The sequence below is a fragment of the Eionea flava genome (genome assembly GCF_055393785.1).
The window spans coordinates 2,141,281-2,164,223 of sequence record NZ_AP036018.1 but is presented as its reverse complement, the minus strand read 5'-3'; the positions used below and the strand labels follow the sequence as shown (position 1 = coordinate 2,164,223).

23 protein-coding genes are annotated in these 22,943 nt (G+C 43.9%); 9 read left to right on the top strand and 14 right to left on the bottom strand.

All coding sequences use genetic code 11. From position 1 onward, the window contains the following. Window positions 1-44 precede the first annotated feature (44 nt). Window positions 45-4,133, top strand: coding sequence for a YhdP family phospholipid transporter (locus tag ACZ5O6_RS09475; RefSeq protein ID WP_447091801.1), 4,089 nt, complete (start codon window positions 45-47; stop codon window positions 4,131-4,133). Here ACZ5O6_RS09475 and yjgA read toward each other — a convergent pair. The 12 genes from yjgA to ACZ5O6_RS09415 form a co-directional block, all read right to left on the bottom strand. Continuing rightward, on the bottom strand, window positions 4,130-4,696 hold the full coding sequence (gene yjgA / locus ACZ5O6_RS09470) for a ribosome biogenesis factor YjgA (protein WP_447091802.1): 567 nt from the start codon (window positions 4,694-4,696) through the stop codon (window positions 4,130-4,132). The two genes, ACZ5O6_RS09475 and yjgA, sit on opposite strands and share 4 nt — an antisense overlap. A gap of 25 nt (window positions 4,697-4,721) precedes the next feature. Next, on the bottom strand, window positions 4,722-6,089 hold the full coding sequence (gene mgtE, locus ACZ5O6_RS09465; protein WP_447091803.1) for a magnesium transporter: 1,368 nt from the start codon (window positions 6,087-6,089) through the stop codon (window positions 4,722-4,724). 39 nt (window positions 6,090-6,128) lie between these two features. Beyond that, complete coding sequence (locus tag ACZ5O6_RS09460) at window positions 6,129-6,398, bottom strand: HPr family phosphocarrier protein (RefSeq protein WP_447091804.1); 270 nt, start codon at window positions 6,396-6,398, stop codon at window positions 6,129-6,131. Beyond that, window positions 6,391-7,254, bottom strand: coding sequence for an RNase adapter RapZ (gene rapZ, locus ACZ5O6_RS09455; protein WP_447091805.1), 864 nt, complete (start codon window positions 7,252-7,254; stop codon window positions 6,391-6,393). Before rapZ ends, ACZ5O6_RS09460 begins: the two co-directional genes overlap by 8 nt. Window positions 7,255-7,383: 129 nt before the next feature. Next, complete coding sequence (locus tag ACZ5O6_RS09450; protein WP_447091806.1) at window positions 7,384-7,827, bottom strand: PTS sugar transporter subunit IIA; 444 nt, start codon at window positions 7,825-7,827, stop codon at window positions 7,384-7,386. Window positions 7,828-7,863: 36 nt separating this feature from the next. Then, complete coding sequence (locus tag ACZ5O6_RS09445) at window positions 7,864-9,438, bottom strand: RNA polymerase factor sigma-54 (RefSeq protein ID WP_447091807.1); 1,575 nt, start codon at window positions 9,436-9,438, stop codon at window positions 7,864-7,866. Between the two features lie 323 nt (window positions 9,439-9,761). Continuing rightward, entirely contained in the window at window positions 9,762-10,487 is a 726-nt protein-coding gene (gene lptB / locus ACZ5O6_RS09440; protein ID WP_447091808.1) for an LPS export ABC transporter ATP-binding protein, read from the bottom strand. A 9-nt stretch (window positions 10,488-10,496) separates the two neighbouring features. Next, the gene (lptA, locus tag ACZ5O6_RS09435; protein WP_447091809.1) at window positions 10,497-11,021 is read right to left on the bottom strand and encodes a lipopolysaccharide transport periplasmic protein LptA; all 525 of its coding nucleotides are present in this window, start codon (window positions 11,019-11,021) and stop codon (window positions 10,497-10,499) included. Further along, window positions 11,008-11,613 carry an LPS export ABC transporter periplasmic protein LptC gene (gene lptC / locus ACZ5O6_RS09430; RefSeq protein ID WP_447091810.1) on the bottom strand — a complete coding sequence of 202 codons (606 nt, stop codon included), beginning with the start codon at window positions 11,611-11,613 and terminating at the stop codon, window positions 11,008-11,010. The genes lptA and lptC overlap by 14 nt, the downstream gene beginning before the upstream one ends. Window positions 11,614-11,622: 9 nt before the next feature. Beyond that, window positions 11,623-12,177: a KdsC family phosphatase gene (locus tag ACZ5O6_RS09425; RefSeq protein WP_447091811.1), complete on the bottom strand. Its 555-nt coding sequence runs from the start codon at window positions 12,175-12,177 to the stop codon at window positions 11,623-11,625. Between the two features lie 13 nt (window positions 12,178-12,190). Then, the gene (locus ACZ5O6_RS09420) at window positions 12,191-13,162 is read right to left on the bottom strand and encodes a KpsF/GutQ family sugar-phosphate isomerase (protein WP_447091812.1); all 972 of its coding nucleotides are present in this window, start codon (window positions 13,160-13,162) and stop codon (window positions 12,191-12,193) included. 76 nt (window positions 13,163-13,238) lie between these two features. Beyond that, complete coding sequence (locus ACZ5O6_RS09415) at window positions 13,239-14,192, bottom strand: calcium/sodium antiporter (protein ID WP_447091813.1); 954 nt, start codon at window positions 14,190-14,192, stop codon at window positions 13,239-13,241. A 275-nt stretch (window positions 14,193-14,467) separates the two neighbouring features. Between ACZ5O6_RS09415 and ACZ5O6_RS09410 the strand changes: the two genes are divergently transcribed. The 5 genes from ACZ5O6_RS09410 (at window position 14,468) to hisD (ending at window position 18,766) form a co-directional block, all read left to right on the top strand. Continuing rightward, on the top strand, window positions 14,468-15,115 hold the full coding sequence (locus tag ACZ5O6_RS09410; RefSeq protein WP_447091814.1) for an MlaC/ttg2D family ABC transporter substrate-binding protein: 648 nt from the start codon (window positions 14,468-14,470) through the stop codon (window positions 15,113-15,115). Between the two features lie 112 nt (window positions 15,116-15,227). Beyond that, complete coding sequence (locus ACZ5O6_RS09405; RefSeq protein ID WP_447091815.1) at window positions 15,228-15,458, top strand: BolA family protein; 231 nt, start codon at window positions 15,228-15,230, stop codon at window positions 15,456-15,458. A 73-nt stretch (window positions 15,459-15,531) separates the two neighbouring features. Further along, entirely contained in the window at window positions 15,532-16,794 is a 1,263-nt protein-coding gene (gene murA / locus ACZ5O6_RS09400) for a UDP-N-acetylglucosamine 1-carboxyvinyltransferase (RefSeq protein WP_447091816.1), read from the top strand. A 38-nt stretch (window positions 16,795-16,832) separates the two neighbouring features. After that, window positions 16,833-17,462, top strand: coding sequence for an ATP phosphoribosyltransferase (gene hisG / locus ACZ5O6_RS09395; protein WP_447091817.1), 630 nt, complete (start codon window positions 16,833-16,835; stop codon window positions 17,460-17,462). Then, window positions 17,459-18,766, top strand: a complete 1,308-nt coding sequence (gene hisD / locus ACZ5O6_RS09390) for a histidinol dehydrogenase (RefSeq protein ID WP_447091818.1) — start codon at window positions 17,459-17,461, stop codon at window positions 18,764-18,766. The genes hisG and hisD overlap by 4 nt, the downstream gene beginning before the upstream one ends. A 100-nt stretch (window positions 18,767-18,866) precedes the next feature. On the opposite strand, the gene ACZ5O6_RS09385 is transcribed toward hisD, so the two are convergent. Continuing rightward, a complete protein-coding gene (locus ACZ5O6_RS09385; RefSeq protein ID WP_447091819.1) occupies window positions 18,867-20,000 on the bottom strand; it encodes a trypsin-like peptidase domain-containing protein in 1,134 nt (377 codons plus the stop codon). A gap of 32 nt (window positions 20,001-20,032) precedes the next feature. Beyond that, the gene (locus tag ACZ5O6_RS09380; RefSeq protein WP_447091820.1) at window positions 20,033-20,515 is read right to left on the bottom strand and encodes a Z-ring associated ZapG family protein; all 483 of its coding nucleotides are present in this window, start codon (window positions 20,513-20,515) and stop codon (window positions 20,033-20,035) included. Between the two features lie 257 nt (window positions 20,516-20,772). On the opposite strand from ACZ5O6_RS09380, the gene zapE reads away from it, so the two are divergent. From zapE to rpsI, 3 genes are all read left to right on the top strand, one after another. Further along, window positions 20,773-21,885, top strand: a complete 1,113-nt coding sequence (zapE, locus tag ACZ5O6_RS09375) for a cell division protein ZapE (protein ID WP_447091821.1) — start codon at window positions 20,773-20,775, stop codon at window positions 21,883-21,885. Window positions 21,886-22,095: 210 nt separating this feature from the next. Continuing rightward, window positions 22,096-22,524, top strand: coding sequence for a 50S ribosomal protein L13 (gene rplM, locus ACZ5O6_RS09370; protein WP_447091822.1), 429 nt, complete (start codon window positions 22,096-22,098; stop codon window positions 22,522-22,524). A 13-nt stretch (window positions 22,525-22,537) separates the two neighbouring features. Beyond that, entirely contained in the window at window positions 22,538-22,930 is a 393-nt protein-coding gene (gene rpsI, locus ACZ5O6_RS09365; RefSeq protein ID WP_447091823.1) for a 30S ribosomal protein S9, read from the top strand. The last annotated feature ends 13 nt before the right edge of the window (window positions 22,931-22,943 follow it).

The window sequence follows — 22,943 nt, the reverse complement described above, 5'->3', positions numbered from 1 at the left end:
TCAATAAAAACACCATGCGGATGTATAACGATAGTTAAATTTTTATGTCTCAAGCAATACCCTATAAACTGAGATTTTTTTTAGGTCGACTATTTTTTATAGTCGCTATTGTTATTGTATGCTTGGCTGTTTTTTTGCAGGCCGCACGTTTATTGACATCTTATGCGCACCATGGACTTCCCTCTATTGAAAAAACAATCAGTACTCATCTGAATGCCAATCTTTCTATTGGCCGTTTGCAGGCGCAGTGGGTAGGTCTTAGCCCTCATTTTATCGTTGAAGATATCACATTGCGTGGCGCAAATACGGTGGTCAGTGCCTTAGACACACAAAATAACAGTCAGTCTTTTTTGAATGTGCGGTACGCAGAGATACAGATCGACCTGATCGCGAGTATTATTAATCGTGAGTGGGCATGGGAAAAGCTATCATTGCGTGATGCGGATGTTTACATTCAGCAGAACCATCAAAAACAGTGGCTTTTTGCTGGCTTTTTGTTGTCATCTAATGATCGTGACTCGTTACCTTACAGCGATTTTCTTCGTTGGTCAGATTATATTCCTGATGTCGAGATAGAAAATGTGCGCATTAATATAGCGCCATTAAATAGTGATGAAACTTCTCTATTATTGCCTCGCATTCATACAGAAAATTCTGAAAATAGTCATTTTCAACGGCTTACGGCTGAATTAGTCATTAACGAAAATCCCTCGGTAGAGTTAGTGTTTGAACGTAATGCTAACTTACATGTTAGTGATGAGACTGACAAAGCTAAGGCAACGGTTCACGTTTCTTTCTCAGATATATTGTTTGATGACCTTGCAGATTTATTTTCTGCTTTTTTACCGAACAGATTGGCCGCTTCTATCCGACAAGATAAATCCTTTCTGCAAAGTACTTTTAGTGGTCAGGTATGGTTAGATTTTTTATCGAATGATAGATTGAAAGTTATAGCGTCTAGTAAGGCATTGTTAAGTAGTGATCATTTTGTGGGTAAGCGTTCAATACCGTTGTCCATACTGGTTGGAGGGGACGTTAATCGTGCAGGCGATATAACAATACGTGTTGATCAACCAACCGTAGATGGGCAGGCATTATTGAGCGATGTGGTGATAACAAAAAGTGCTCATGATGCCGTGATAAAAGTAGAGCAACTAGATCTGCAATCATTATCGGTATTTGCAAAAAAATATATTGTACTCTCTCATGATGCTTCTCGAGTATTGGCGCTTTTGTCCCCTAAGGGTCGTATTCATTCGGTTCAAATTGATGTTGATCCTCAAGATTTTTTGCAATCGGTTTGGCAATTTGAAGCGGATAATTTTTCTATTGATGCATTCGATAATATTCCTGCATTGTCGAACATCACCGGATATGTGAGAGCGCAGGGTTTAACGGGTGTAATCAATATCGAGTCAAAAAATGTAGGGTTTTGGCCCGCAAAAATTTATGATGAGCCGATAGTGTTTGATGAATTGCTGGGGCAAGTGGCGTGGGACATTGACACTATTCGTCGCGATTTGTGGATTAATAGTAATGTTCTCAGTGGGCTTGCTAACTTTGGGCGTGCCAGTGGTGAATTTCTATTAAATATTCCACTGGATGACGGGCCGCGTAAAAGTGATTTTTCCTTAAGCGTGGGGTTGGTGAATAGCAAAGCGGATTATCACGCTTTATTAACACCCAATAAAGTTCCTGAAAATGTAAGAGCTTGGTTAAGGAATAGTATTAAAGCGGGAGAAGTCAGTCAGGCAGGTTTTGTTTATCGTGGTGGGTTTTCGGGTGATAGTAATACACGCAGCTTTCAGTTAGCCGTTGATATGCAAAATACCGATATGGAATATAGTCAAGATTGGCCATCGTTAACAGGGATAGACGGTCATTTACTCGTTGATAATCAGTCAATTGTTGTTAATACAAAAGATGCGCAACTATTTGATGAAACGGTTGATTCATTATCGATTGCATGGCCCGGTGATGGGCAGCGTCAATTAAATGTGCGCAGCGCCACACGCCTTTCTGCCCAATCTGGGTTACGGCTACTTACCGAAACGCCATTGCGAGAAAGGTTTGATGGCTTATTAGATGATGTTAGTGTGGCCGGTGATATAGAAACGCTGATTGATGTTTGGATACCGATCGTAGAGTCGGAAAAAAGCACGGTAAGAAAATCTGAAAATACTGCAGTCGAAAATTCAAATGCCTATGAGCAATCTATCGTTGTTAATTTTTTGACTAATGATATTAACGTGGGCTTGTCATCATTGCCCAATATAGGATTGTCTCAAGTAGAAGGTGCGTTGTCGTATTCGAATTTGACAGGAGTCTCGTCTTCCGAATTGGCGATGCAAGTCCTTAATGAGCCTCTACAGGTGAAGCTACAAACATCAGAGGCGGATACCAGTAGGCAATTGGTGCTTACCGGCGAAGGGGTCGCATCGCCTAATGCCATTTTACAATGGCTAAATGGCTCTGGTTCTCAGCGATTTTCTGGGCGAGCACCTTACCAGTTATCGTTGACGATGCCGTTTAATGATGGTGACAAGCTATCGCAGCCGGTCTCCGATCAACTAGCATTCACAATGACTTCTACACTGGAAGGTATTTTAGTTGATTTGCCAAAACCGTTTAACAAAGCTAAACAGGTAAAAGACGCATTGACCATTAATGTTAATCAATCTGTAGATTCATCGGAGTATAGAGTGACATTAGGGAATACACTTAACGCCAAGTTTTCCCAGCAGCATAAAAAGGCTAATACTGCGTCGGGTTTTTTACTGGTTAATGATACGTTGTCGGCGCCGGTAGCGGATAATGTGTTTGTTGTTTCCGCAAAAGTGGATCAATTAGATGTTGAGCAATGGCTTGCGGTCAAAGATGATTTGCAAGAGATTGTTGATATTGAGAAATACTCGTCGCCTACTGATGCAATGCGCTTGCTTTATGATGTTTCTATGGGTGCATTATTGACAGAAAAACATACATTGAATAATGTGAGTGTGTCGGGTGAGAGAGTTCAAGCACAATGGCGTAGCGATGTGTCTCATGAACTTTTTGCCGCTGAGTTAACCGTACATGATGATCCTCTTGTGCCCAATAACGCGTATTTTCGTTACCTGACTATTCCAAAAAAAGCGCCTGATGAAAAAAGAGAAGTGCTTGATACCGCTGCACAATCTGATTTTCTCGCAAAGGAAATAATCGATCCTTTAGCCGGTGTTGACCTGTCTTGGTTAAAGCTCACCAATGTGTCTATTGATAAGCTGTATTACGGGGAAGAGTCGTTAGGTCAATGGCGATTTTCGTTGCAGCCAGTCTCTGAAGGTATTGAGGTGAATGAACTATATGCAAAAGCTCAGGGCATCAATTTGCATGGTAACGATCTATCGCAGGGTGCAACGTTGCTTTGGCAGCAAAGTAATGCACGTACAACATTTCGTGGACGGTTAACCGGTACACATGTTGAGGCATTGTTTACACGTTTGGGCGCGCCAGCATTATTAACGAGTCAAGTGATGGCTTTTGATGCCGATCTTTCATGGGCAGGTTCGCCTGCGACCTTTGCTATTGAAAAAATGAGCGGCACACTGGACGTAGAATTACGTGAGGGTATCTTTAGTCAAGGTGCAGGAAATAATGCCAGCGGTATATTGCGGTTGCTGGGTTTGTTTAATTTCAATACTTGGGCGCGTAGGATGCGTCTAGATTTCTCTGACTTTTACCAAAAGGGGCTGGCTTACGATCAACTAACAGCACGCTTACTCTTTGATCGAAATAATATTTATTTTCAACAGCCCTTAATTGTGAAGGCGCCATCGAGTGAGTTTACCATGGCTGGCAAGATAGACTCTTCTGAAGAGAATATTGACGCAGTACTGGTGACAACATTGCCCGTGGGGGGGAATTTAACCTTTGCGACGGCGTTAGTTGCAGGCTTACCTGCAGCAGTTGGTGTATTTATTATTAATAAAATCTTTAAATCGCAAGTTGATAAAGTCTCAAGCCTGACTTATTCCGTTAAGGGCAATTGGGCGGAACCTAAGCTAGAGTTCATTAATATTTTTGACAATAACCCTTATATTGACGACTCGATAGACAGTGATGCAAGTCTCAATGAACGAGGACTGAATTAATAGGGCCGGTTGGCAATATGTGTTCTTAGTAAAGAGAATAACTGTTTTTTATATTTACTCGGTGTTTTTATTTTTCCATTGGTGTCTTTTTCTTGTTGCTGCTTTTTAGCTTCTTTGATCGCATGCCGAGTTATTTGACCTAATTTTTGGCGTTCGTCGCAAGCGTACTTTTCAATAAATTGGCTAAGAACCCCAGCTTCACCCTCTAATAATCGGTCGCGCCATTGTTCTGTTTTTTGCGTTATTAGATCATACTGTTTGTCTTTTAATTGAATGCTATCAAGCGCTGCTTGAATACTTTCATAATCACTCTTACGAATCAGTTTTGCCAAAAAAGATAGTTGCCGCTTTAAGGCATTGCCTACGCTAATTTTTTTTGCCGTCTCTAAGGCATCGAGTACTTCGTTATTGAGAGGTATAGCGCTGAGCTGTTTATTGCTGAGATTGAGGAGTTGCTTTCCAATATCAACATATTGTTGCATGGATTTTTTCTGCTCTGTGCGACTCTCGATATATTCTTCATCGCCTTGTTCGTGCTCATTATTTGTTGGTGTATTATTCATAGCGTGTACAGAGATTCCAGAGGTATTACAGGTAAAAGATAGTGGCTAGCCCAAGAAACGACATAAAACCAACAACATCCGTCAGTGTCGTTAGCGCGACACCTCCTGATAGCGCAGGGTCGGCGCCGAGTTTTTTTAAAATGTCAGGTAATAGTGTTCCGCCAACTGCTGCGGTGATCAAGTTAATAACCGTTGCTGCCGCGATAATAAAGGCCATGGTGATATCGTTAAACCACCAAGAGGTGACGGCGCCTAATACGGTTGCCCACAATAGTCCATTGAGTAATCCAGAGAGTATTTCTCTACGCAACAGCCACTCTTGGTTTGTGGGTACGATTTTTCCTAGTGCCATACCGCGAATGACAACGGTCAATGTTTGACTGCCAGCCACACCCCCCATACTAGCAACAATGGGCATGAGCACCGCTAATGCGACCACTTTATCAATCGTGTCTTGAAAGATATTGATAACAGAAGATGCGAGTATTGCCGTAAGTAAGTTAATGCCCAACCAAATGGCTCGTCTAGGTGTTGTGCGAATTAGGGGCGCAAATGTGTCTTCGTCATCACCTAAGCCTGCAAGGCTCATAATTGAGTGATCAGCTTCTTCGATAATGACATCAACAACGTCATCAATCGTGACTCTACCAACAATTTTCCCTTCGTCGTTTATGACTGCTGCAGATACCCAATCATTCTCTTCAAAAAGCGTTGCTACTTGCTTATCAGGCATGTGGGCAGGTAGGGCATCTACATCTGTCCGCATGATTTCACGAACACTAACATTTGGATCTGATGTCAGTAATTTGCTCATTGATAAAGTGCCTAAAAAGACATCGTCTTGGTTGACAACAAAGAGCTGATCCGTTGAATTGGGAATTTCACTGTGGCGGCGTAAATAACGTACGACAACATCGAGTGTAAAGCGCGGTTTAATGGTGATGATATCTGTGTTCATCAAGCCGCCGGCAGTGTCTTCTTCATAAGAGAGGACAGTTTCAACCCTAGAGCGATTTTGTACTGACATCGCCTCTAGAACTTCTTGGATAATGCGGTCGGGTAGTTGTTGTAATATATCGGCTACATCATCAACGTCGAGGTCTTCGGTAATATCCGCGACCTCTTGAGTGTTCATGGTTTTGAGTATTTGCCCGGTCAGTTCATCGGGCACTTCTTGTAATATTTCTCCGCGAACATCATCTTCGACCATTGACCAGATGACTTTACGTGTTGTCGGTGGGGAGGACTCTAGCAAGCGAGAAATATCAATAGGTCGTAACCCATTGAGCATACGTTTGACGGAGCGCATTTCCCCATCGTTTTCTAACACGTGGGCAACAAGACTAAGCTGTGCCTGTGTTTGGTTTATACTCTGTTCGTCAATCGTATGCATAATGTTGGTATATTGCAGTAAATGATATGAGCGCGGTCTTTATTCGTCTTCATCAAAGCGATTATTGATGAGCTGACAGACAGCTTCTAGTGCACGATTCTCGTCGCTGCCTTCGGCAGTAATTTCAATCTCTGTTCCTTTGGTAGCGGCCAGCAGCATAAGTGACATCACGCTTTTACAGTCTACGTTTTTGCCATTAGCTGTCAGTGTGACTGAGGCACTGAAGCGTGATGCTACACCAGTTAATTTAGCGGCTGCTCTCGCATGTAGGCCAAGTTTGTTGATGATAATGAGTGGTTCGCTAACCATGATTTACAAGCTCCCTATGCCGGTGCTGGATATTGTTGGAAAGGTCAGTGGTACCAAAGTGATGACTGAGCTTTTCACAAAGATAAACTGAGCGATGTTGCCCCCCGGTACATCCAATAGCGATGGTAATATAGCTTCGATTATTTTCTTGGTATCTTGGCAGCCAGCGTGTCAAAAAATGTTGTATGTCCTGAAACATTTCATCGACGGCAACTTGTTGGTCTAAAAAGTCAGCGACAGCTTTGTCTTTACCCGTGAGTGCACGCAGCTCTGGTTTCCAATGTGGGTTAGGTAAGCAGCGGACATCAAAGACGAGATCGGCATCTTTAGGAATGCCATATTTAAAACCGAAAGATTGAAACATGATGGCGGCATTATCTTCATTGCTATCGAGAAAGCGACGTTTAATAACATCTCGTAAATCATGATATTTGAGCTCGCTGGTGTCAATTCTTACATCTGCAGCATCAAGTACTGGCTTGAGCAGTTTTTGTTCTTTACTAATCGCTTCACGGAGGTCTGTGCTTTCGTTACTGAGTGGATGTTTGCGCCGTGTTTCACTAAAGCGTTGAATTAATACATCTTCAGTAGCATCGAAAAATAAAATTTGGTGTTGTAAATTGTGATGAGAAATTTGAGCGAGTATCTCAGGCAGTTGTTCTAGCGAGTTATTATGGTTGCGCGCATCAATGCTAATGGCATACCGAACATCAGAAAGAGAGGCGCTATGCTTAGCTAATGTCGTAATTAGCGAGGTGGGTAGATTATCAATACAAATAAAGCCGATATCTTCCAAAACATGAAGTGCAGTACTTTTCCCCGATCCAGAGCTACCACTTATGATAATCAGTTGCATAATTGCCTCATGTTGCAATGTGATGGCATTGCTTGGTTTATCGCGCGATTCTCATTATTTCGTTAAACGCCGATGGTTTTGAATCTGATATAGGTGTCGCGTTTGCTGTTTTTCTCGGTTAAAAGTCAATCAAATAAATACTTTTATTAAGGTATCGATGTCTTGTGCTTGCCTGACTTTTTGTAAAATAGCATCATTTGAAAACACCTCCGCAATGCTTGCGAGTGTTTTAAGGTGATCGTCATTGGCATCTTCGGGAACAATTAGGACAAAAATAACATCCACTTTTTCGTTATCAATGGCGTCAAAGTCAATTCCTTGTTTTAGTGTAACTAGCATTGCAGTGATTTTTTTACATTCGCTAATACGACAATGAGGAATCGCTATGCCATTGCCTATTCCTGTTGAGCCGAGTTTTTCACGAGCGATTAAAGCGCTGAATGTATCGGTAGCACTGAGATCTTGATTCACTTGGCTAAGGTGTTCGGCAATATTTTCTAGTAGTCTTTTTTTGCTGCTACTGTCTTGTTGGCAGAGCACATTAGTCGATGATAGAAGTGATGGTATATCCATTTTTCGGTTTAATCTCTATGGTTGTATTAAGTGCCTTTACATGAGCTGCTTGCGTTCATTGGATGGCGGAATTGACATTGACTCTCTGTATTTTGCAATAGTTCGGCGGGCAACTTTGATGCCTTGCTCTGCCAATAAATTAGTGATTTTGTTGTCACTTAGCGGTTTGGCGGTATTCTCTGCTGCAATGAGTTTTTTGATAATAGCGCGGATTGCCGTAGAAGAGCATTCTCCCCCGCTGTCGGTTGTTACGTGACTTGAGAAAAAATATTTCAGTTCAAATATCCCTTTCGGGGTATGCATATATTTATTCGTAGTGACTCGAGAGATGGTTGATTCATGCATTTCTACAATGTCAGCAATGTCGTGTAGCACGAGAGGCTTCATAGCTTCTTCGCCAAAATCCAAAAAGCCTCTTTGTTTTTCGACAATAGCGGTGGCGACTTTTAATAGTGTCTCGTTACGACTTTGTAGGCTTTTCAAAAACCACTTGGCTTCTTGTAGGTTATCTTTTAAAAATGTGTTGTCGCTACTGGAATCGGCTCGCTTGACCAAGTTGGCGTACTGATCGTTAATACGAATTTTAGGGGCAATATCAGGGTTGAGCTCTACGAGCCAATGTCCTTCGTGCTTGCTAACAAAAACATCTGGCACCACGTATTCAGTATCACTACTACCAATATCTTCGCCGGGGTGAGGGTTAATGCTTTGAATTAAGCTAATGGCTAACTTCAGCTCATCTTCTTTTATTCGTAGCTTGCGCATAATAGTTTTGTAGTCGCGCGTACCCAGTAACGGCAGATAATCGGTTGCGATGCGCTTAGCAGCTTCTAGCCCAGGTATCGTTTGATTTGAATCGTGATGCAGAAGTAACTGATTAAGCTGTATAACAATACACTCGCTTAAATTTTGGCTCGCGACACCCGGGGGGTCGAATTGTTGTAAGCGATGCAGTACGGCGTACACTTCATCTTCTTCAACGTCGTCCAATGCTCGCTGCAGCCCCTCAATAATATCGTCCATATTGGATGACAGCATGCCAGAGGGTTGAATATCATCAATAATCGTAAGAGCGATTGAGTAGTCTTTGTCAGAAAAGGGGGTAAGGTTTAGTTGCCACATTAAATGGTCTTGAAGGCTCTCCGACCCGCTACGCTGCGCTTCGAACATTGAGTCTTCATTGGGAGTCGATGCGGCTGACGAACCACTTGGCTGGTATACATCATCCCAACTAGTATCCACAGGTAAGTCGTCTGGGATATTATCTTGCGACCATTCGGTTTCTGGTGATGATGCATCATTTTTATCGTCACGGTCTACGCGAGTATCGTGCTCAGATACGTCGCTGCCGATCGATTGATCCGTTGTTTTATCTGCTCCATCGTCTGTTTTGGCGGGGGTTTCTGATTGCGAGTTGACACTGGTTTCTGTTGCTGAGCTGGCATCGTTTTTGAAGCTCTCTTCCACTTCTAGCATGGGGTTGCTGTCGAGAGCTTCTTGAATTTCATTCTGTAAATCGAGAGTAGAAAGCTGCAACAGGCGAATGGCCTGCTGTAGCTGAGGGGTCATCGTGAGGCTTTGCCCCATTTTTAGCTGTAGTGATTGCTTCATTTCGCCAACGTATCTCGTTACTGTCTGAGTGAGGCCTAAAACACCTATTGAAATCTTTGCGTGAAATGAGGGCAAAATAGCTTTCGTGCAAAGGTCTCAATTGAACGTAAAGGAGCGGTATCTATCTGCACCTGTATAAGTTAATTGGCGAGCGTAAATAGGGTATCTATATCTATGGTGCTATGCCAATGAAATATTTATTAACTGTTATGATTCTAGTCAGTCAGTGGGTGATAAGCAAGACTTATGCCTTTTATAGTTTAGGCAAAGCAGTCCCGCTTCACTGGTTGCTTTTTGTTCAGGCTTGGGTGGTGAAACGCTGTTTAAAGTGAAAAATTATCACCAAGGTATACGGCTTTAACTTGCTCGTTTTGTAGCACTTCATCGGGTGAGCCTTGAGCAATAATGTGGCCTTCGCTGACTATATAGGCTTTTTCGCAGATAGTGAGTGTTTCGCGTACATTGTGGTCGGTAATTAGCACGCCGATGCCGCGTTGTTGTAAGTGAGTAATAATTTGTTTTATATCGTTCACCGAGATGGGGTCGACACCAGCGAATGGCTCGTCTAAAAGAATAAACGTAGGCTCTGTTGCAAGTGCTCGGGCAATTTCGACACGTCGTCTTTCTCCGCCAGATAGCGCCATGCCAAGGGAGTTTTTAATATGCGTAATGTGAAATTCTTGCAGTAAGGTTTCTAGCTTTTCTAGGCGTTGTGTACGATTAAGCTCTTTACGTGTTTCTAATATGGCTAAAATGTTTTCGCTGACAGTGAGCTTCCTAAATACCGAGGCCTCTTGCGGTAGGTAGCCAATACCTGCGCGCGCTCGACCATGCATTGGCAGTTCACTAATATCGTTGTCGTCAATTTTGACAGCCCCTCTATCAGCAGGAATTAGGCCCGCAATCATATAAAAACAGGTGGTTTTACCGGCACCATTTGGCCCTAGCAACCCCACAATTTGCCCGCTTTTTACGGTCATTGAAACGTCGATAACGACAGGGCGTTTTTTGTAGCTTTTGGCAAGATGTGTAGCGTGTAGACTGGGCATAGTAAAAGGCTAGGGCTGTGTTTTTTGGTCGGTCGGGTTGGATGGTTGAAGTGTCATAATGACTCGGCCATTATCATCTCCCGCATTCACTATTGTGCTCTTCATGTCATAAGTGATTTTATTGCTGGTGGTGATATCCCCAGCCTGTTCTAATTTGGCATTGTCTAGCAGGACAAGTGTTTCGTCATTAATATCGTATTCAATGGTTGAGGCGTTAGCGATCGTCTCTGGCTCATTTATTTGGGGTCGCTGCCTAAATTCCGCTAGCTGGCCTTTAGCGATCATTTTGTTCACTTGGCCATTGTCGTCGTAAATGGCAACTTCATCGCCGGTGATGCGGATTGATCCTTGTGTGATGACGACATTACCCTGATAAGTCGTCAGCCCTTGGTTGCTGTTCTTTCTTGCTTTGTCTGCGCTGACATTAATGGGTTGCTGCCTATCATCCGGCAGCGCCATAGCGGCTTGAGGCATGATTAACATCATGCTGTATATCCCAAATAGAGTAAGTGCTACGGGTTTAACGAGGCTCATACCGGCTCCTAACATTTGATAGTAACTCAATTGTATTTTTGTCTAGTGAAACCGTCATTCCAGTTGATGTGGTCACTCCAGAGGCGTTTTTTATGATAACAGGTTTGTCAGTTTCCGCGTATTGCTCGTTTGGCTTAAGCAATAGGGTTTCAGTTTCTATCGTTGTTGCTGGTGCGTTTTGGGTATTGGCCTGTTGTATGAGTAATACGTCACCACTCATGGTGATTACCTTGTCATCGTCAGTTGCTTTTGCGGCTTTAGAGGAGGCTTGCCATGTAGCATTGGCTTCTTTTTGAGTTGCCATGGATGTTGTGTCGTATGCGCGGATATAGGGGGTGGTGAGCAAGCTATAGTGGGGTGCGTTTTCAGGCTGAAAATAGTGAGTCCTATCGCTGGTCATTATGTGTGAAATATTTCCGTCTTCGTTATATTGAGTCGTTTTTGAGTTCACTAAAAAACCATCAGGGTGTATTGATGCTTGAGTTGTATCGCTATCACCTAATTCTTTTAATAATTGGGGTGGGGATTGCCAGAGAATAAAGCACAGTATCAGTGATAGGCCAATGATGGCGGCAATATGTAATTTACTCATAATGTCTAGCTATAGATAATTGGCGAGCGCATCATCGAAAGTGCCTTGTGCTCGCATAATGAGGTCACAGGCTTCTCTAACAGCGCCTTCGCCACCATTGAATTGGCTTTGCCAATGGCTATAGTGTTGGACGGCGTAGTGTGCATTGGCGGTTGTTAGCCCTAGGCCTACTCGACGAATTAAGGCTAAGTCTGGGTAGTCGTCTCCCATGTGTGCGATATTACTATATTCGGTAGGGCGTTGTTCGAGCAGCTCTGTTAATGCATTCAGCTTGTCTTCTCTGCCCTGTAATAAATATTTTATACCTAAGCTGTGGGCTCGTCGTTCAACGATATGGCTGGTGCGTCCAGTAATAATGGCAACATCTACACCTGAACGCTGAAGCATTTTGATGCCGTGCCCGTCGAGTGAGTGAAAAGCTTTAATTTCTTCGCCGCTATTTGAAAAAAATAATCTTCCATCGGAAAGAACACCATCCACGTCGAGTACAAGCAGAGTAATGTCTTTTGCCCGTTGGATAATATCGTCGGCAACGACGGGATGTGTTAATGCGTTATTGTTCATTAAAAAATGCTCATTAAAGAATGCCTGATCGTAAAATATCATGCAGGTGTATAACACCGGTGAGCTGGCCTTGAGTATTGCATACCACGAGTGATGTAATCGATTTATCTTCCATTAACCCTAGCGCTTCTGCAGCGAGCATGCCTTCATTGATGGTATTGGGAGATGTATTCATAACGGTGTCAATGCGGGTTTGTCTGATGTCTTGTCCTGAGTCGATAGTTCTTCGCAGGTCTCCGTCTGTAAATATGCCAGCCAGTTGTTCATCTTGATCAATAACTGTGGTCATGCCCAAGCCTTTTTGTGTCATTTCTAATAGTGCATCGCTTAACGATAGCTGACAATCAACGCGAGGTATATCGCTCGCGGTATGCATAATGTCCGATACTTTAAGCAGTAGCCTTTTGCCCAATGCGCCACCCGGGTGAGAAAAGGCAAAGTCTTCCGCGCTGAATCCTTTGGCTTCTAAAAGAGCAACCGCGAGTGCATCTCCCATCACAAGTGTAACTGTCGTGCTAGACGTCGGCGCAAGATCGAGAGGGCAGGCTTCGCAATTAACGCTAATGTCGAGATTGACGTCAGCGGCTAGAGCCAGTGGTGAGTCGCTATTCCCCGTCATACTTATTAGTGGTGTTTTTAGGCGGTGAAAAAGAGGGATGAGTGCGACAACTTCTGCTGAGTTGCCAGAGTTTGAAATCGCCACAATGACGTCATTGTTATCAATCATCCCTAAGTCGCCATGGCTAGCTTCTCCCGGATGGATAAAAAAAGCGGGAGTGCCCGTACTGGCTAGTGTTGCTGCAATTTTTTTTGCAATATGTCCCGACTTCCCCATGCCGGTGATAATGACCTTTCCTTGGCAATTTGCCATGAGCTCGCAGGCTTTGTGGAAGGTGTCGTCGATACGATCAATCAGTCGTCGCACTTCTTGCGCCTCCATTTCAATCGTGCGTTTGCCAATATCAATATAGTTTGCTGTTGTCATAATGTTGTTGATCATTTTGAAGAAAGTAGGGGGTAATGAGCCATCATTATCGCTGTTATTGGTCGATTTTATTGTATCAGCCGAAGATTAGCAGTGTGTAATATCCTACATAAAGTATCAAGAGAGCGATGCCTGACATGCGGCCAATGGTTGGCTTTTTGCGAATAAAAACGGCACAGAGCATAAGCAGGCATAGGGCACCGGTCAGTGCAATCATTGAAAGATAGTCTCTGTAAAAAACATCCTCCGTCATCGATAGTGGATGGATAATGGCAGGTATGCCAGCGACTAACAGCAAATTAAAAATATTAGAGCCGATAACATTGCCAATGGCGATATCGTAATGCCCTTTGAGTGTACTCATCACTGATGCAGCAAGCTCGGGTAAGCTCGTACCGATGGCAATGACAGTGAGCCCTATCACGAGTGGGCTAATGCCGAACCCTGTCGCAATGGTGGTTGCTCCCCATACCAGTACTTCAGCGCTAGTCACCAAGAGTGCTAGGCCAATGCCGAACCAGAGTGCAGCACTTAGCATGCCCATAGATGGGATGTCCTCTTCCTCTTCGGGGTGTTGCTTTTTGTTGTAAATCAACCACCCGATTAATGGAATCATGAGTGATACGAGAAGTATTCCTTCGCGCTGGCTGAGTTCACCGTTATACAAAAACCATCCAGCAATGCCCATAATCGCCAGCATAATAGGCACTTCTTGTCGTAGCATGTGATGTTTAAAGGTAAGGGGAGCGAGTAGCGTTGTTATGCCGAGAACTAAGCCGATGTTTGCTAAATTAGACCCAATCGCGTTACCGATAGCAATTTCGCCCGCGCCACGCAAAGAAGCGCTGACGGATACCACAATTTCCGGGGCTGAGGTGCCAAATGCGACAACGGTTAGGCCGATTAATAATTTGGGGACGCCAAAGTTATTGGCAATAGCAGCACTGCCATCAATGAACCGATCAGCGCTCCATATTAGTCCTGCAAATCCAGCGAGTATGGCTAGCCACGGTAAAATACTTGTTATCATACTTGCTCTCATGTAATTGACGGCAGTAAATTGTATTTGCCTGCCAGAAAAATGGTTTATGTCATGTCAGTTGAAGGCGGCAAATGGTATAGTGTGCGGCCTTAAAAGTCAGCAATTATTCATGCTGTGTTCAGTTGTTTACTGTAACTTGGTGGTCTTGCTATTAAGGTATGTTTTTATGGCGTTTGCTCGTCATGTGAAGCGATTGTCAGTACGATTTTTGCTGCATTAGTATGCGGTAAAGAATGACGTAATCTTATTTTAAAGGAAATCTTATGTTGAATGGCTATCAATTATTATTTAAAGCGCTGCGTCGGCTAGTAGTCAATGTTATTTCTGTCTGCGTTTTAATGTTGGCTGTGACCAATGTTCAGGCACAGCCGTTTGATTCTGCTCCCCATCAAGTGGTACATGAAACAACACAAAATGTATTGGCGCTTTTGGAAACGGGCATTGATCCTGCAGCAGATATTGATCTTTTTATCCAAAAAATTTCAGAGATACTCGATCCTGTGGTCGCTTTTGATTATATCGCTCGTGGCGTGCTAGGTCGTCATGGAGAAGGATTGTCTAAAGAGCAGCAGCGTATGTTTGCAGAGGTGTTTAAAAAAGGTTTAGTGAATACCTATGGTAAGGGTTTGTCTGGCTTTAAGGGTTTGTCTATTGACGTTAAACCGCCTCAAGAGCCTTTGGGTGATGCGCGCCGAACAACTGTTTTACAAGAAGTTTCCAGCTCGTCGGGTGTGACAAAAGTGTCTTACTCGATGGCGATGAACCGCCAAGGGCAGTGGAAAATGATTAACCTGATTCTTAATGGCATTAATTTTGGTCAAACATTCCGTGGGCAATTTGCTGCAGCGGTAGAAAAAAATGACGGTGATGTGATCAAAACAATCGAAGAGTGGGAAAAAGGTGTCCTTTAAGTGCATTGCTAGTGAATATTGATTACACTGCGGCCTTTTTCGATGGTTTTTCACTAATTAAGTCGACGTAGACAAATATTCGCAATTATTAACCTATCTATTGAGTAGTATTATGGAACCTGATGTCATTAAATCCCTTTTAGAGCAGCATATTAACGCCGTTACTATTGAAGTTGAGGTCGAAGGCAGCCATGTGGCGCTGCGTATAGTTAGTAGCGAATTTGATGGCCTTAACACGTTGAAGCGACAGCAAAACGTGTACGCCGCACTCTCACAACATATTGCCAGTGGTGTTATCCATGCGGTGAATATGAAAACACTGACTCCTGAAGAAGCTGGGTAGCGATTGACATATTGGCGCCATCATTTTTAGTTTTTCTCACCTTATTTCCTTATTAATTACATAGTATATATTCATGGATAAACTCATTATCAAAGGCGGCGGAGCCTTAAGTGGCGAAATTCGAATTTCCGGCTCTAAGAACTCCGCGTTGCCTATTTTGGCCGCTACTATTCTTGCTGATTCTCCCATTCAAATTGGTAACTTGCCTCACCTTAACGATATTACAACGATGTTGGCTTTATTGCGTAGCATGGGGTTGTCGATTACGTTGAATGAAAAAATGACGGTTGAGATCGATGCCAATACGATTAAGGAGTACACCGCTCCTTATGAGTTGGTAAAAACGATGCGCGCATCAATTTTAGTATTAGGCCCGATATTGGCTCGTTATGGCGAGGCGAACGTCTCATTCCCCGGTGGTTGTGCGATAGGTAGTCGTCCTGTTGATATTCACTTACGTGGATTGGAAGCAATGGGGGCAATTATTGAAGTGGATGAAGGTTATATTCGTGCAAAAAGTAATGGTCGCTTAAAAGGCGCTAATATTTTTATGGACACTGTTACCGTAGGTGGTACAGAAAACCTTCTGATGGCTGCTGTGCTAGCCGAAGGGCGTACGGTATTGCAAAACGCTGCGCGTGAACCTGAGATTGTTGACTTAAGCCACTGCTTAATTGCGATGGGCGCCAAAATTGAAGGTATAGGTTCGGACACTCTGACCATTGAGGGTGTCGACCGTCTTCAGGGGTGCCATTATCAGGTTATGCCTGATCGGATAGAAACCGGCACTTTTTTAGCGGCAGCAGCCGCAACGCGTGGTTCGGTGAAGCTAAAAGATACTCGCCCCGATATATTGGAAGCGGTGCTCGTTAAGTTAGAAGAGGCGGGTGCTATTATCACGAGTGGTGAAGATTGGATTGCATTAGATATGGAAGGGCGTCGACCTAAAGCTGTGAGCCTCAAAACGGCGCCGTATCCTGCGTTTCCCACGGATATGCAGGCACAATTTACGGCAATGAATGCGGTTGCAGAAGGTTCTTCTACGGTGGTCGAAACTATTTTCGAAAATCGTTTGATTCAAATTCACGAATTAAATCGTATGGGAGCCCAAATTACCTTAGAGGGAAATACGGCTTTAGTTACCGGTGTTGAGCGTTTGAAGGCGGCGCCGGTAATGGCAACGGATTTACGCGCGTCGGCGAGTTTGGTGATTGCGGCTTTAGTGGCCGATGGCGACACAGTGGTTGACCGTATCTATCACATCGATCGTGGTTATGAATGTATTGAAGAAAAATTGCAAATGTTGGGCGTCAACATTCGTCGTGTCCCGGGTTAAGGGCTTTGCCCTGCTATTTTATTATTCAAGAGTATCGTATGTCTCAGCTTACCTTGGCCTTAACTAAAGGCCGTATCCTAGAAGAAACCTTACCATTGTTGGCAGTGGCTGGCATTGTCCCTGCAGAAGATATTAAGAAAAGCCGCAAGTTGGCCTTTGAAACGAATGTAGCCAACGTGCGTTTGTTAGTGCTTCGCGGTAGCGATGTTCCCACTTATGTACAGCTAGGTGCTGCAGATATAGGGATTGCAGGAAAAGATACGCTAATGGAGCATGGCGGGGATGGTTTGTATTCCTTGGTTGATCTGGGTATTGCTCGTTGCAAACTAATGACAGCAGGCATTAAAGGTGAGCCAGAAAAAAGTGGGCGTATCAAAGTCGCGACAAAATATGTCAATGTTGCTAGGCAGTTTTATGCAGAGCAGGGGCGGCAAGCCGATTTTATTAAACTATATGGTGCAATGGAGTTAGCGCCGATCATGGGGTTGGCCGATGAGATTGTGGATATTGTCGATACCGGTAATACATTGCGTGCCAATGGTTTAGAGGCGCGTACAGAGATAGCCGACATTAGCTCACGTCTTATTGCTAATAAAGCATCCATGAAAATGAAGCATGCGTTGATGCAACCTGTAGTTGATGCGGTTGCAAGGGCGGTCGTGTCGTGACGATTTCACATTTATCGACGACCGACGGTGGTTTCTCTAAAAAACTAGATGCCTTGTTAGCTTGGGATTCTGTTTCCGACCCTGCAGTTGCTGCAACCGTCGATAAAATATTGAAAAATGTAAAGCGTGATGGCGATCAAGCGGTATTAGATTGCACGAATCGTTTTGATCGACGCTCTGTGAGCAATATCACTCAAGTGACTATATCTCAGCAGGCTCTTGACGATGCATTAGCAGGCTTGCCGACTGATCAGCGTAATGCCCTAGAAACGGCTGCGAATAGAGTGCGTGCGTATCATGAGCACCAAGTGCAGCAGTCGTGGCAGTTTACAGAGGATGACGGCACGGTGTTGGGTCAAAAGGTGACGGCAATGGATCGTGTTGGTCTTTATGTGCCCGGAGGTAAGGCTTCTTATCCGTCATCTGTTTTGATGAATGCGATTCCGGCCAAGGTTGCAGGTGTTAGTGAGGTTGTCATGGTGGTGCCCGCACCTGACGGTGAGGTTAATCCGCTGGTACTAGCGGCTGCAGCAATAGCTGGGGTTGATGCGGTTTACACGATTGGCGGTGCGCAGGCGATTGCAGCGCTAGCTTATGGGACGGAATCGATCCCTAAAGTAGATAAAATTGTTGGTCCGGGCAATATCTATGTGGCTACCGCTAAGCGTGCCGTTTTCGGTGAAGTGGCGATTGATATGATTGCGGGGCCATCGGAAATACTGGTTGTTTGTGATGGTCATACCGATCCAGATTGGATTGCGATGGATCTTTTTTCTCAGGCTGAGCATGATGAGCAGGCCCAAGCGATTTTGCTTACAGATAATGCAGAGTTTCTTGAGCGTGTTGATCAAAGTATTCAAGCCTTGCTGCCTTCGTTGTCTCGTGAGTCTATTGCTCGAGTGTCTTTGCAAAACCGAGGTGCGTTAATTCTTGCTGCGAATAAGCAAGAAGTGATCGAGCTTATTAATCGTATCGCGCCAGAGCATCTTGAGTTATCTGTTGATGATCCAGAATCCTATATAGATGATATTCGTCACGCGGGCGCTATATTTATGGGGCGCCATACGTCAGAGGCCTTAGGTGATTATTGTGCGGGCCCCAATCATGTGTTGCCAACATCGGGAACAGCGCGTTTTTCTTCGCCTTTGGGTGTCTATGATTTCCAAAAACGTAGCTCCTTAATTTATTGCTCTGCCGAGGGTGCAAGTCGTTTAGGTGCGGTAGCCTCTGTATTAGCGAGGGGAGAGTCCCTTGAGGCTCATGCTCGATCGGCAGAATACCGTATTCTTGATGGTAGCGATTGATATTGACGATTGGTAGTAAATAGCAAAGTGGTCAGCTTAAGGAGCGTTCGCCGCTTTGGTTATTATGGGTACTACTGAGTAAAAGTTTATCGCTGTGGTTCTATAAGTTTTTAGGGCGTGTCCCGACAGTCGCGCTTAACCGCTGAGATTTCCCTTCTCTTGATATTGTCACCTGTACCGAATCGTTAGGTCTAACGCTAGCAATTAAATTCATACCTTCACGACCGTTGACGATGGGCTTTTGGTTGATATGCGTAATAATGTCGCCAACCAAAATGCCGGCTTTGTCTGCCGGCCCGTTTGGATAAATGCTTGTAATCATTACTCCGCTGCCACTTTGTAAGTTGTAAGTGCGAATAATGCCTTCATCTAATGTGCGCGCTTCAATACCTAGCCATCCTCGAATCGCTTGCCCGGAAGCGATAATATCGGTCATGATATTGACGGCAATGTCAGCAGGAATAGCAAAGCCAATGCCAACGCCAGAGCCTGATGACTTATTGTTTAATATGGCGGTGTTAATACCTAGAAGTTTGCCGCGCGCGTCAATCAGTGCGCCGCCAGAATTTCCTGGATTGATGGCGGCGTCTGTTTGTAAAAAATTCTCGTAAACATTAATGCCTAAACCATGTCGTCCCGTGGCGGAAATAATTCCTTGGGTGACTGTTTGTCCGACACTAAACGGATTGCCGATCGCAAGAACGACATCGCCAATTCGAGTTTTTTGTGGTTCGCCTAGCGTAATGGATTGAATATTTTTGGCGGAAATTTTTAATACTGCCAAGTCTGTTTCGGGGTCTGAACCAATAACTTCTGCACGCATTTCTCGTCCATCATATAGAGAGACGATAATTTCCTCAGAATCAGCAATGACATGGTCGTTGGTGAGTAAGTACCCCTCATTATTGATGATGACACCAGAGCCTAGCGCAGCAGACATACGTTGCTGTTGAGGGATGTCGGCACTGTTAAAAAAGTGTCTGAACAGAGGGTCGTCAAACAGTGGGTTGCGCGGTGAGTTAATACGCTTGCGTGAAAAAATATTTACAACAGCTGGCGCTGCGCGGCTGACAGCGTCTGCGTATGATATGGGCTGCTGATTGGCGGGTATAAATTGGGCGCTAAGTTGTTGCCCAAGTGTGTAGCGTAGACTGGGTGTTGCCAGTACGGTGATTAGGCCAACGGTAATGCCAATAGCGATAGGCCAGCCTAAAAATGAAAATAGTTTACGCATGCTTATCTTTGGTCATTACATTGCTCAATTAATTATTGGCTTGTATTGCTTTGACTGAGCGGGCTTTCAGGTGTTGTTTCTTTAACGAGTGCGTCGCGCTCTTTTTCTAGGCCATAACTTTCGCTAAGAGCACCTTCTCCGGGAGCCCAATCTTTAGGTGGTTGAAACGTTTCTTCGTTATCATTTAGTGGTTTGTCATTATCGTTAACACCGGTTGAAAGCAGTTGTCGGCTAATGTCAACGTTGGCTAGCTTGAGAGCGCTACCCGCTAAATGTTCGTGAACATCTTTATAGTTTTGAGTTAAATTGTTCACTAATTGTGCTGTTTGAGCGAAGTGGTCTGTGACTTCTTGTTGGTAGTTAGTGAGCTTTTCTTCCGTTTCTTGGAGACGAGTTTCTAGTGCGCGCGATTTTTTTTCACTGGGTGAAAGTGATCGATTGAGTAATAGGCTTAATAAACATCCGGCGATAAACGCGGTTGCTGCAGCAATAAGCAGAGTGGTCAATGAAAACACAGGTTTCTCCTCGTAAAGTGTATAAGCAGATAATACGCTCAAGTCTGTGAAGAGTAAAACGTTAGAGCATATAGGTGATTAAAATATATAACCCGTGGCGCACTCTAAAACCTGCTTTTTTATTCTATGAATACAGCCTAGCTCGGAATGCACCACAGATAATATATATTGCTTTTTTACTCGTATGTTTATGAGTGAAAAAAGAATGGAACGCTTGCGTTATAATACGCATTTATTTAATTGTAGGTTTATGTGTAATGAATTTATCCCCTTTGGCGCGTTATAAGAAAGATTTGCAACGCCCAGATTTCTTATTTGATGAGTCTCAGCAACTCGCCGTTAATAAGTTGCAGTCGCTATACGAATCATTGGTGGCTCATCATATGGACAAAACACGCTGGATTACTCGGGTGCTGAATGGTTTTTCCTTGTCGAGCCATCGCGTACCTATAAGGGGTTTATATTTCTGGGGGGGCGTCGGTCGTGGAAAAACCTATCTTATGGATAATTTCTACGAGAGTCTCCCATTTGAGCGCAAGATGCGCGCGCATTTTCATCGTTTTATGCGCCGAGTCCACTGTGATCTTGCAGAACTAGATAGCGAAAAAAATCCGTTACAGATCGTTGCAAAAAAAATTGCTGTAGAAGCTCGAGTCATCTGTTTTGATGAGTTCTTTGTGTCTGATATTACTGATGCAATGATTTTGGCGACACTGTTTGACGATCTATTTAAGCAGGGAGTAACGTTAGTTGCCACCTCTAATATTATTCCTGATGGGCTTTATAAAGATGGTCTTCAGCGTGCTCGTTTTTTACCGGCTATTGATTTGCTAAATCGGCATACCGAGGTTGTTAATATTGACGGAGGAACGGATTATCGCCTGCGAAGCTTGGAACAAGCAGAGTTGTATCATTATCCGTTAGACGAAGGTGCAGACAAAAGCCTCTATGAGAGTTTCTATAGCTTGGTGCCTGATAAGGAAAAAATTAGTCAAGTCTTTGATTTGGAGATTGAAGGGCGTGTTATTCAGGCTCGCTATCATGCAGAGGATGTGGTGTGGTTTGATTTTATGGCTGTGTGTGATGGCCCCCGATCGCAGAATGACTATATTGAGCTTGCGTGTGAATACCATGCTGTACTTCTATCTAATATTCCCGAGCTTTCCGAAAAACGAGAGGATCAGGCGCGGCGGTTTATTAATCTAGTGGATGAATTTTATGATCGCAGCGTTAAGCTCATCATTTCTGCCGACAAGCCGCTCAATAGCTTGTACAGTGGTCACCGGTTGGTCTTTGAGTTCGAGCGTACCGTCAGCCGCCTTTTGGAGATGCAAAGTCATGAGTATCTCTCTCGCCCGCATAAGCCATGAATTGGGCGGTTAAGTAAAATCGCCTTAAGTTCAGTGGCTTGTCGATAGCATTTCTTTCGAATATATATTGCTTGCTTATGGTTGGGCAATTGTATAGAATTCGCGCTCTTTTTTTTGGATGGACTTATTTCCGATATTAACTGTTTGCTTGTTTTTGCGGATGGCGGAAGTAAATCCTGTATTTCACGGTTCAATAAAGGCAACCACAACATGAAGACTATAAGTGCCAATCCAGAAACGGTAAAACGTGACTGGTATGTTATTGATGCTGATGGCAAAACTCTCGGTCGTATGGCTACAGAGATTGCTACCCGTTTACGCGGTAAGCATAAACCTGAGTACACTCCACACGTAGACACTGGCGACTATATCGTTGTTGTTAATGCTGAAAAAGTTCGTGTTACGGGCAATAAGGCAAAAGACAAGATGTATCATCGTCACACAGGCTATGTTGGTGGAATTAAGTCACTCAGCTTTGAAAAAATGATTGATAAAGCTCCTGAGCGCACCATCGAAATCGCGGTTAAAGGTATGTTACCTAAAGGCCCGTTAGGTCGTGCAATGTATAAAAAATTGAAAGTTTATGCCGGTACCGAGCACCCACATGCTGCTCAGTTACCGCAAGAACTGACACTATAATTAGGAGTTTATTATGACAGCGACTCAATATTACGGTACAGGCCGACGTAAAACATCGACTGCTCGTGTATTTATTACTAAAGGTACGGGTGCGATTACTATTAACGGTCGTACTATTGAAGAGTACTTTGGTCGAGAAGTAGCGCGTATGATCGTGCGTCAGCCGCTTGAGTTATTAGAAGCTGCTGAGCAATTCGATATCAATGCTACGGTTAAAGGCGGCGGTAGTTTTGGTCAGGCAGGTGCTATTCGTCACGGCTTAACACGTGCGCTTATGCAGTATGACGAAGAAAATCGTCCTGCACTACGTAAAGCGGGTTACGTTACTCGTGATGCGCGTGAAGTAGAGCGTAAGAAAGTTGGTCTACGTAAAGCACGTAAGAAGCCACAGTTCTCAAAACGTTAATTGCGAATTGTGC

Bases quoted from the DNA above. Each gene is read 5' to 3' on its own strand.
- ACZ5O6_RS09475 (WP_447091801.1), top strand. From the start codon at position 45: ATGTCTCAAGCAATACCCTATAAACTGAGATTTTTTTTAGGTCGACTA.
- yjgA (WP_447091802.1), bottom strand. From the start codon at position 4,696: ATGAATAATACACCAACAAATAATGAGCACGAACAAGGCGATGAAGAA.
- mgtE (WP_447091803.1), bottom strand. From the start codon at position 6,089: ATGCATACGATTGACGAACAGAGTATAAACCAAACACAGGCACAGCTT.
- ACZ5O6_RS09460 (WP_447091804.1), bottom strand. From the start codon at position 6,398: ATGGTTAGCGAACCACTCATTATCATCAACAAACTTGGCCTACATGCG.
- rapZ (WP_447091805.1), bottom strand. From the start codon at position 7,254: ATGCAACTGATTATCATAAGTGGTAGCTCTGGATCGGGGAAAAGTACT.
- ACZ5O6_RS09450 (WP_447091806.1), bottom strand. From the start codon at position 7,827: ATGGATATACCATCACTTCTATCATCGACTAATGTGCTCTGCCAACAA.
- ACZ5O6_RS09445 (WP_447091807.1), bottom strand. From the start codon at position 9,438: ATGAAGCAATCACTACAGCTAAAAATGGGGCAAAGCCTCACGATGACC.
- lptB (WP_447091808.1), bottom strand. From the start codon at position 10,487: ATGCCCAGTCTACACGCTACACATCTTGCCAAAAGCTACAAAAAACGC.
- lptA (WP_447091809.1), bottom strand. From the start codon at position 11,021: ATGAGCCTCGTTAAACCCGTAGCACTTACTCTATTTGGGATATACAGC.
- lptC (WP_447091810.1), bottom strand. From the start codon at position 11,613: ATGAGTAAATTACATATTGCCGCCATCATTGGCCTATCACTGATACTG.
- ACZ5O6_RS09425 (WP_447091811.1), bottom strand. From the start codon at position 12,177: ATGAACAATAACGCATTAACACATCCCGTCGTTGCCGACGATATTATC.
- ACZ5O6_RS09420 (WP_447091812.1), bottom strand. From the start codon at position 13,162: ATGACAACAGCAAACTATATTGATATTGGCAAACGCACGATTGAAATG.
- ACZ5O6_RS09415 (WP_447091813.1), bottom strand. From the start codon at position 14,192: ATGATAACAAGTATTTTACCGTGGCTAGCCATACTCGCTGGATTTGCA.
- ACZ5O6_RS09410 (WP_447091814.1), top strand. From the start codon at position 14,468: ATGTTGAATGGCTATCAATTATTATTTAAAGCGCTGCGTCGGCTAGTA.
- ACZ5O6_RS09405 (WP_447091815.1), top strand. From the start codon at position 15,228: ATGGAACCTGATGTCATTAAATCCCTTTTAGAGCAGCATATTAACGCC.
- murA (WP_447091816.1), top strand. From the start codon at position 15,532: ATGGATAAACTCATTATCAAAGGCGGCGGAGCCTTAAGTGGCGAAATT.
- hisG (WP_447091817.1), top strand. From the start codon at position 16,833: ATGTCTCAGCTTACCTTGGCCTTAACTAAAGGCCGTATCCTAGAAGAA.
- ACZ5O6_RS09385 (WP_447091819.1), bottom strand. From the start codon at position 20,000: ATGCGTAAACTATTTTCATTTTTAGGCTGGCCTATCGCTATTGGCATT.
- zapE (WP_447091821.1), top strand. From the start codon at position 20,773: ATGAATTTATCCCCTTTGGCGCGTTATAAGAAAGATTTGCAACGCCCA.
- rplM (WP_447091822.1), top strand. From the start codon at position 22,096: ATGAAGACTATAAGTGCCAATCCAGAAACGGTAAAACGTGACTGGTAT.
- rpsI (WP_447091823.1), top strand. From the start codon at position 22,538: ATGACAGCGACTCAATATTACGGTACAGGCCGACGTAAAACATCGACT.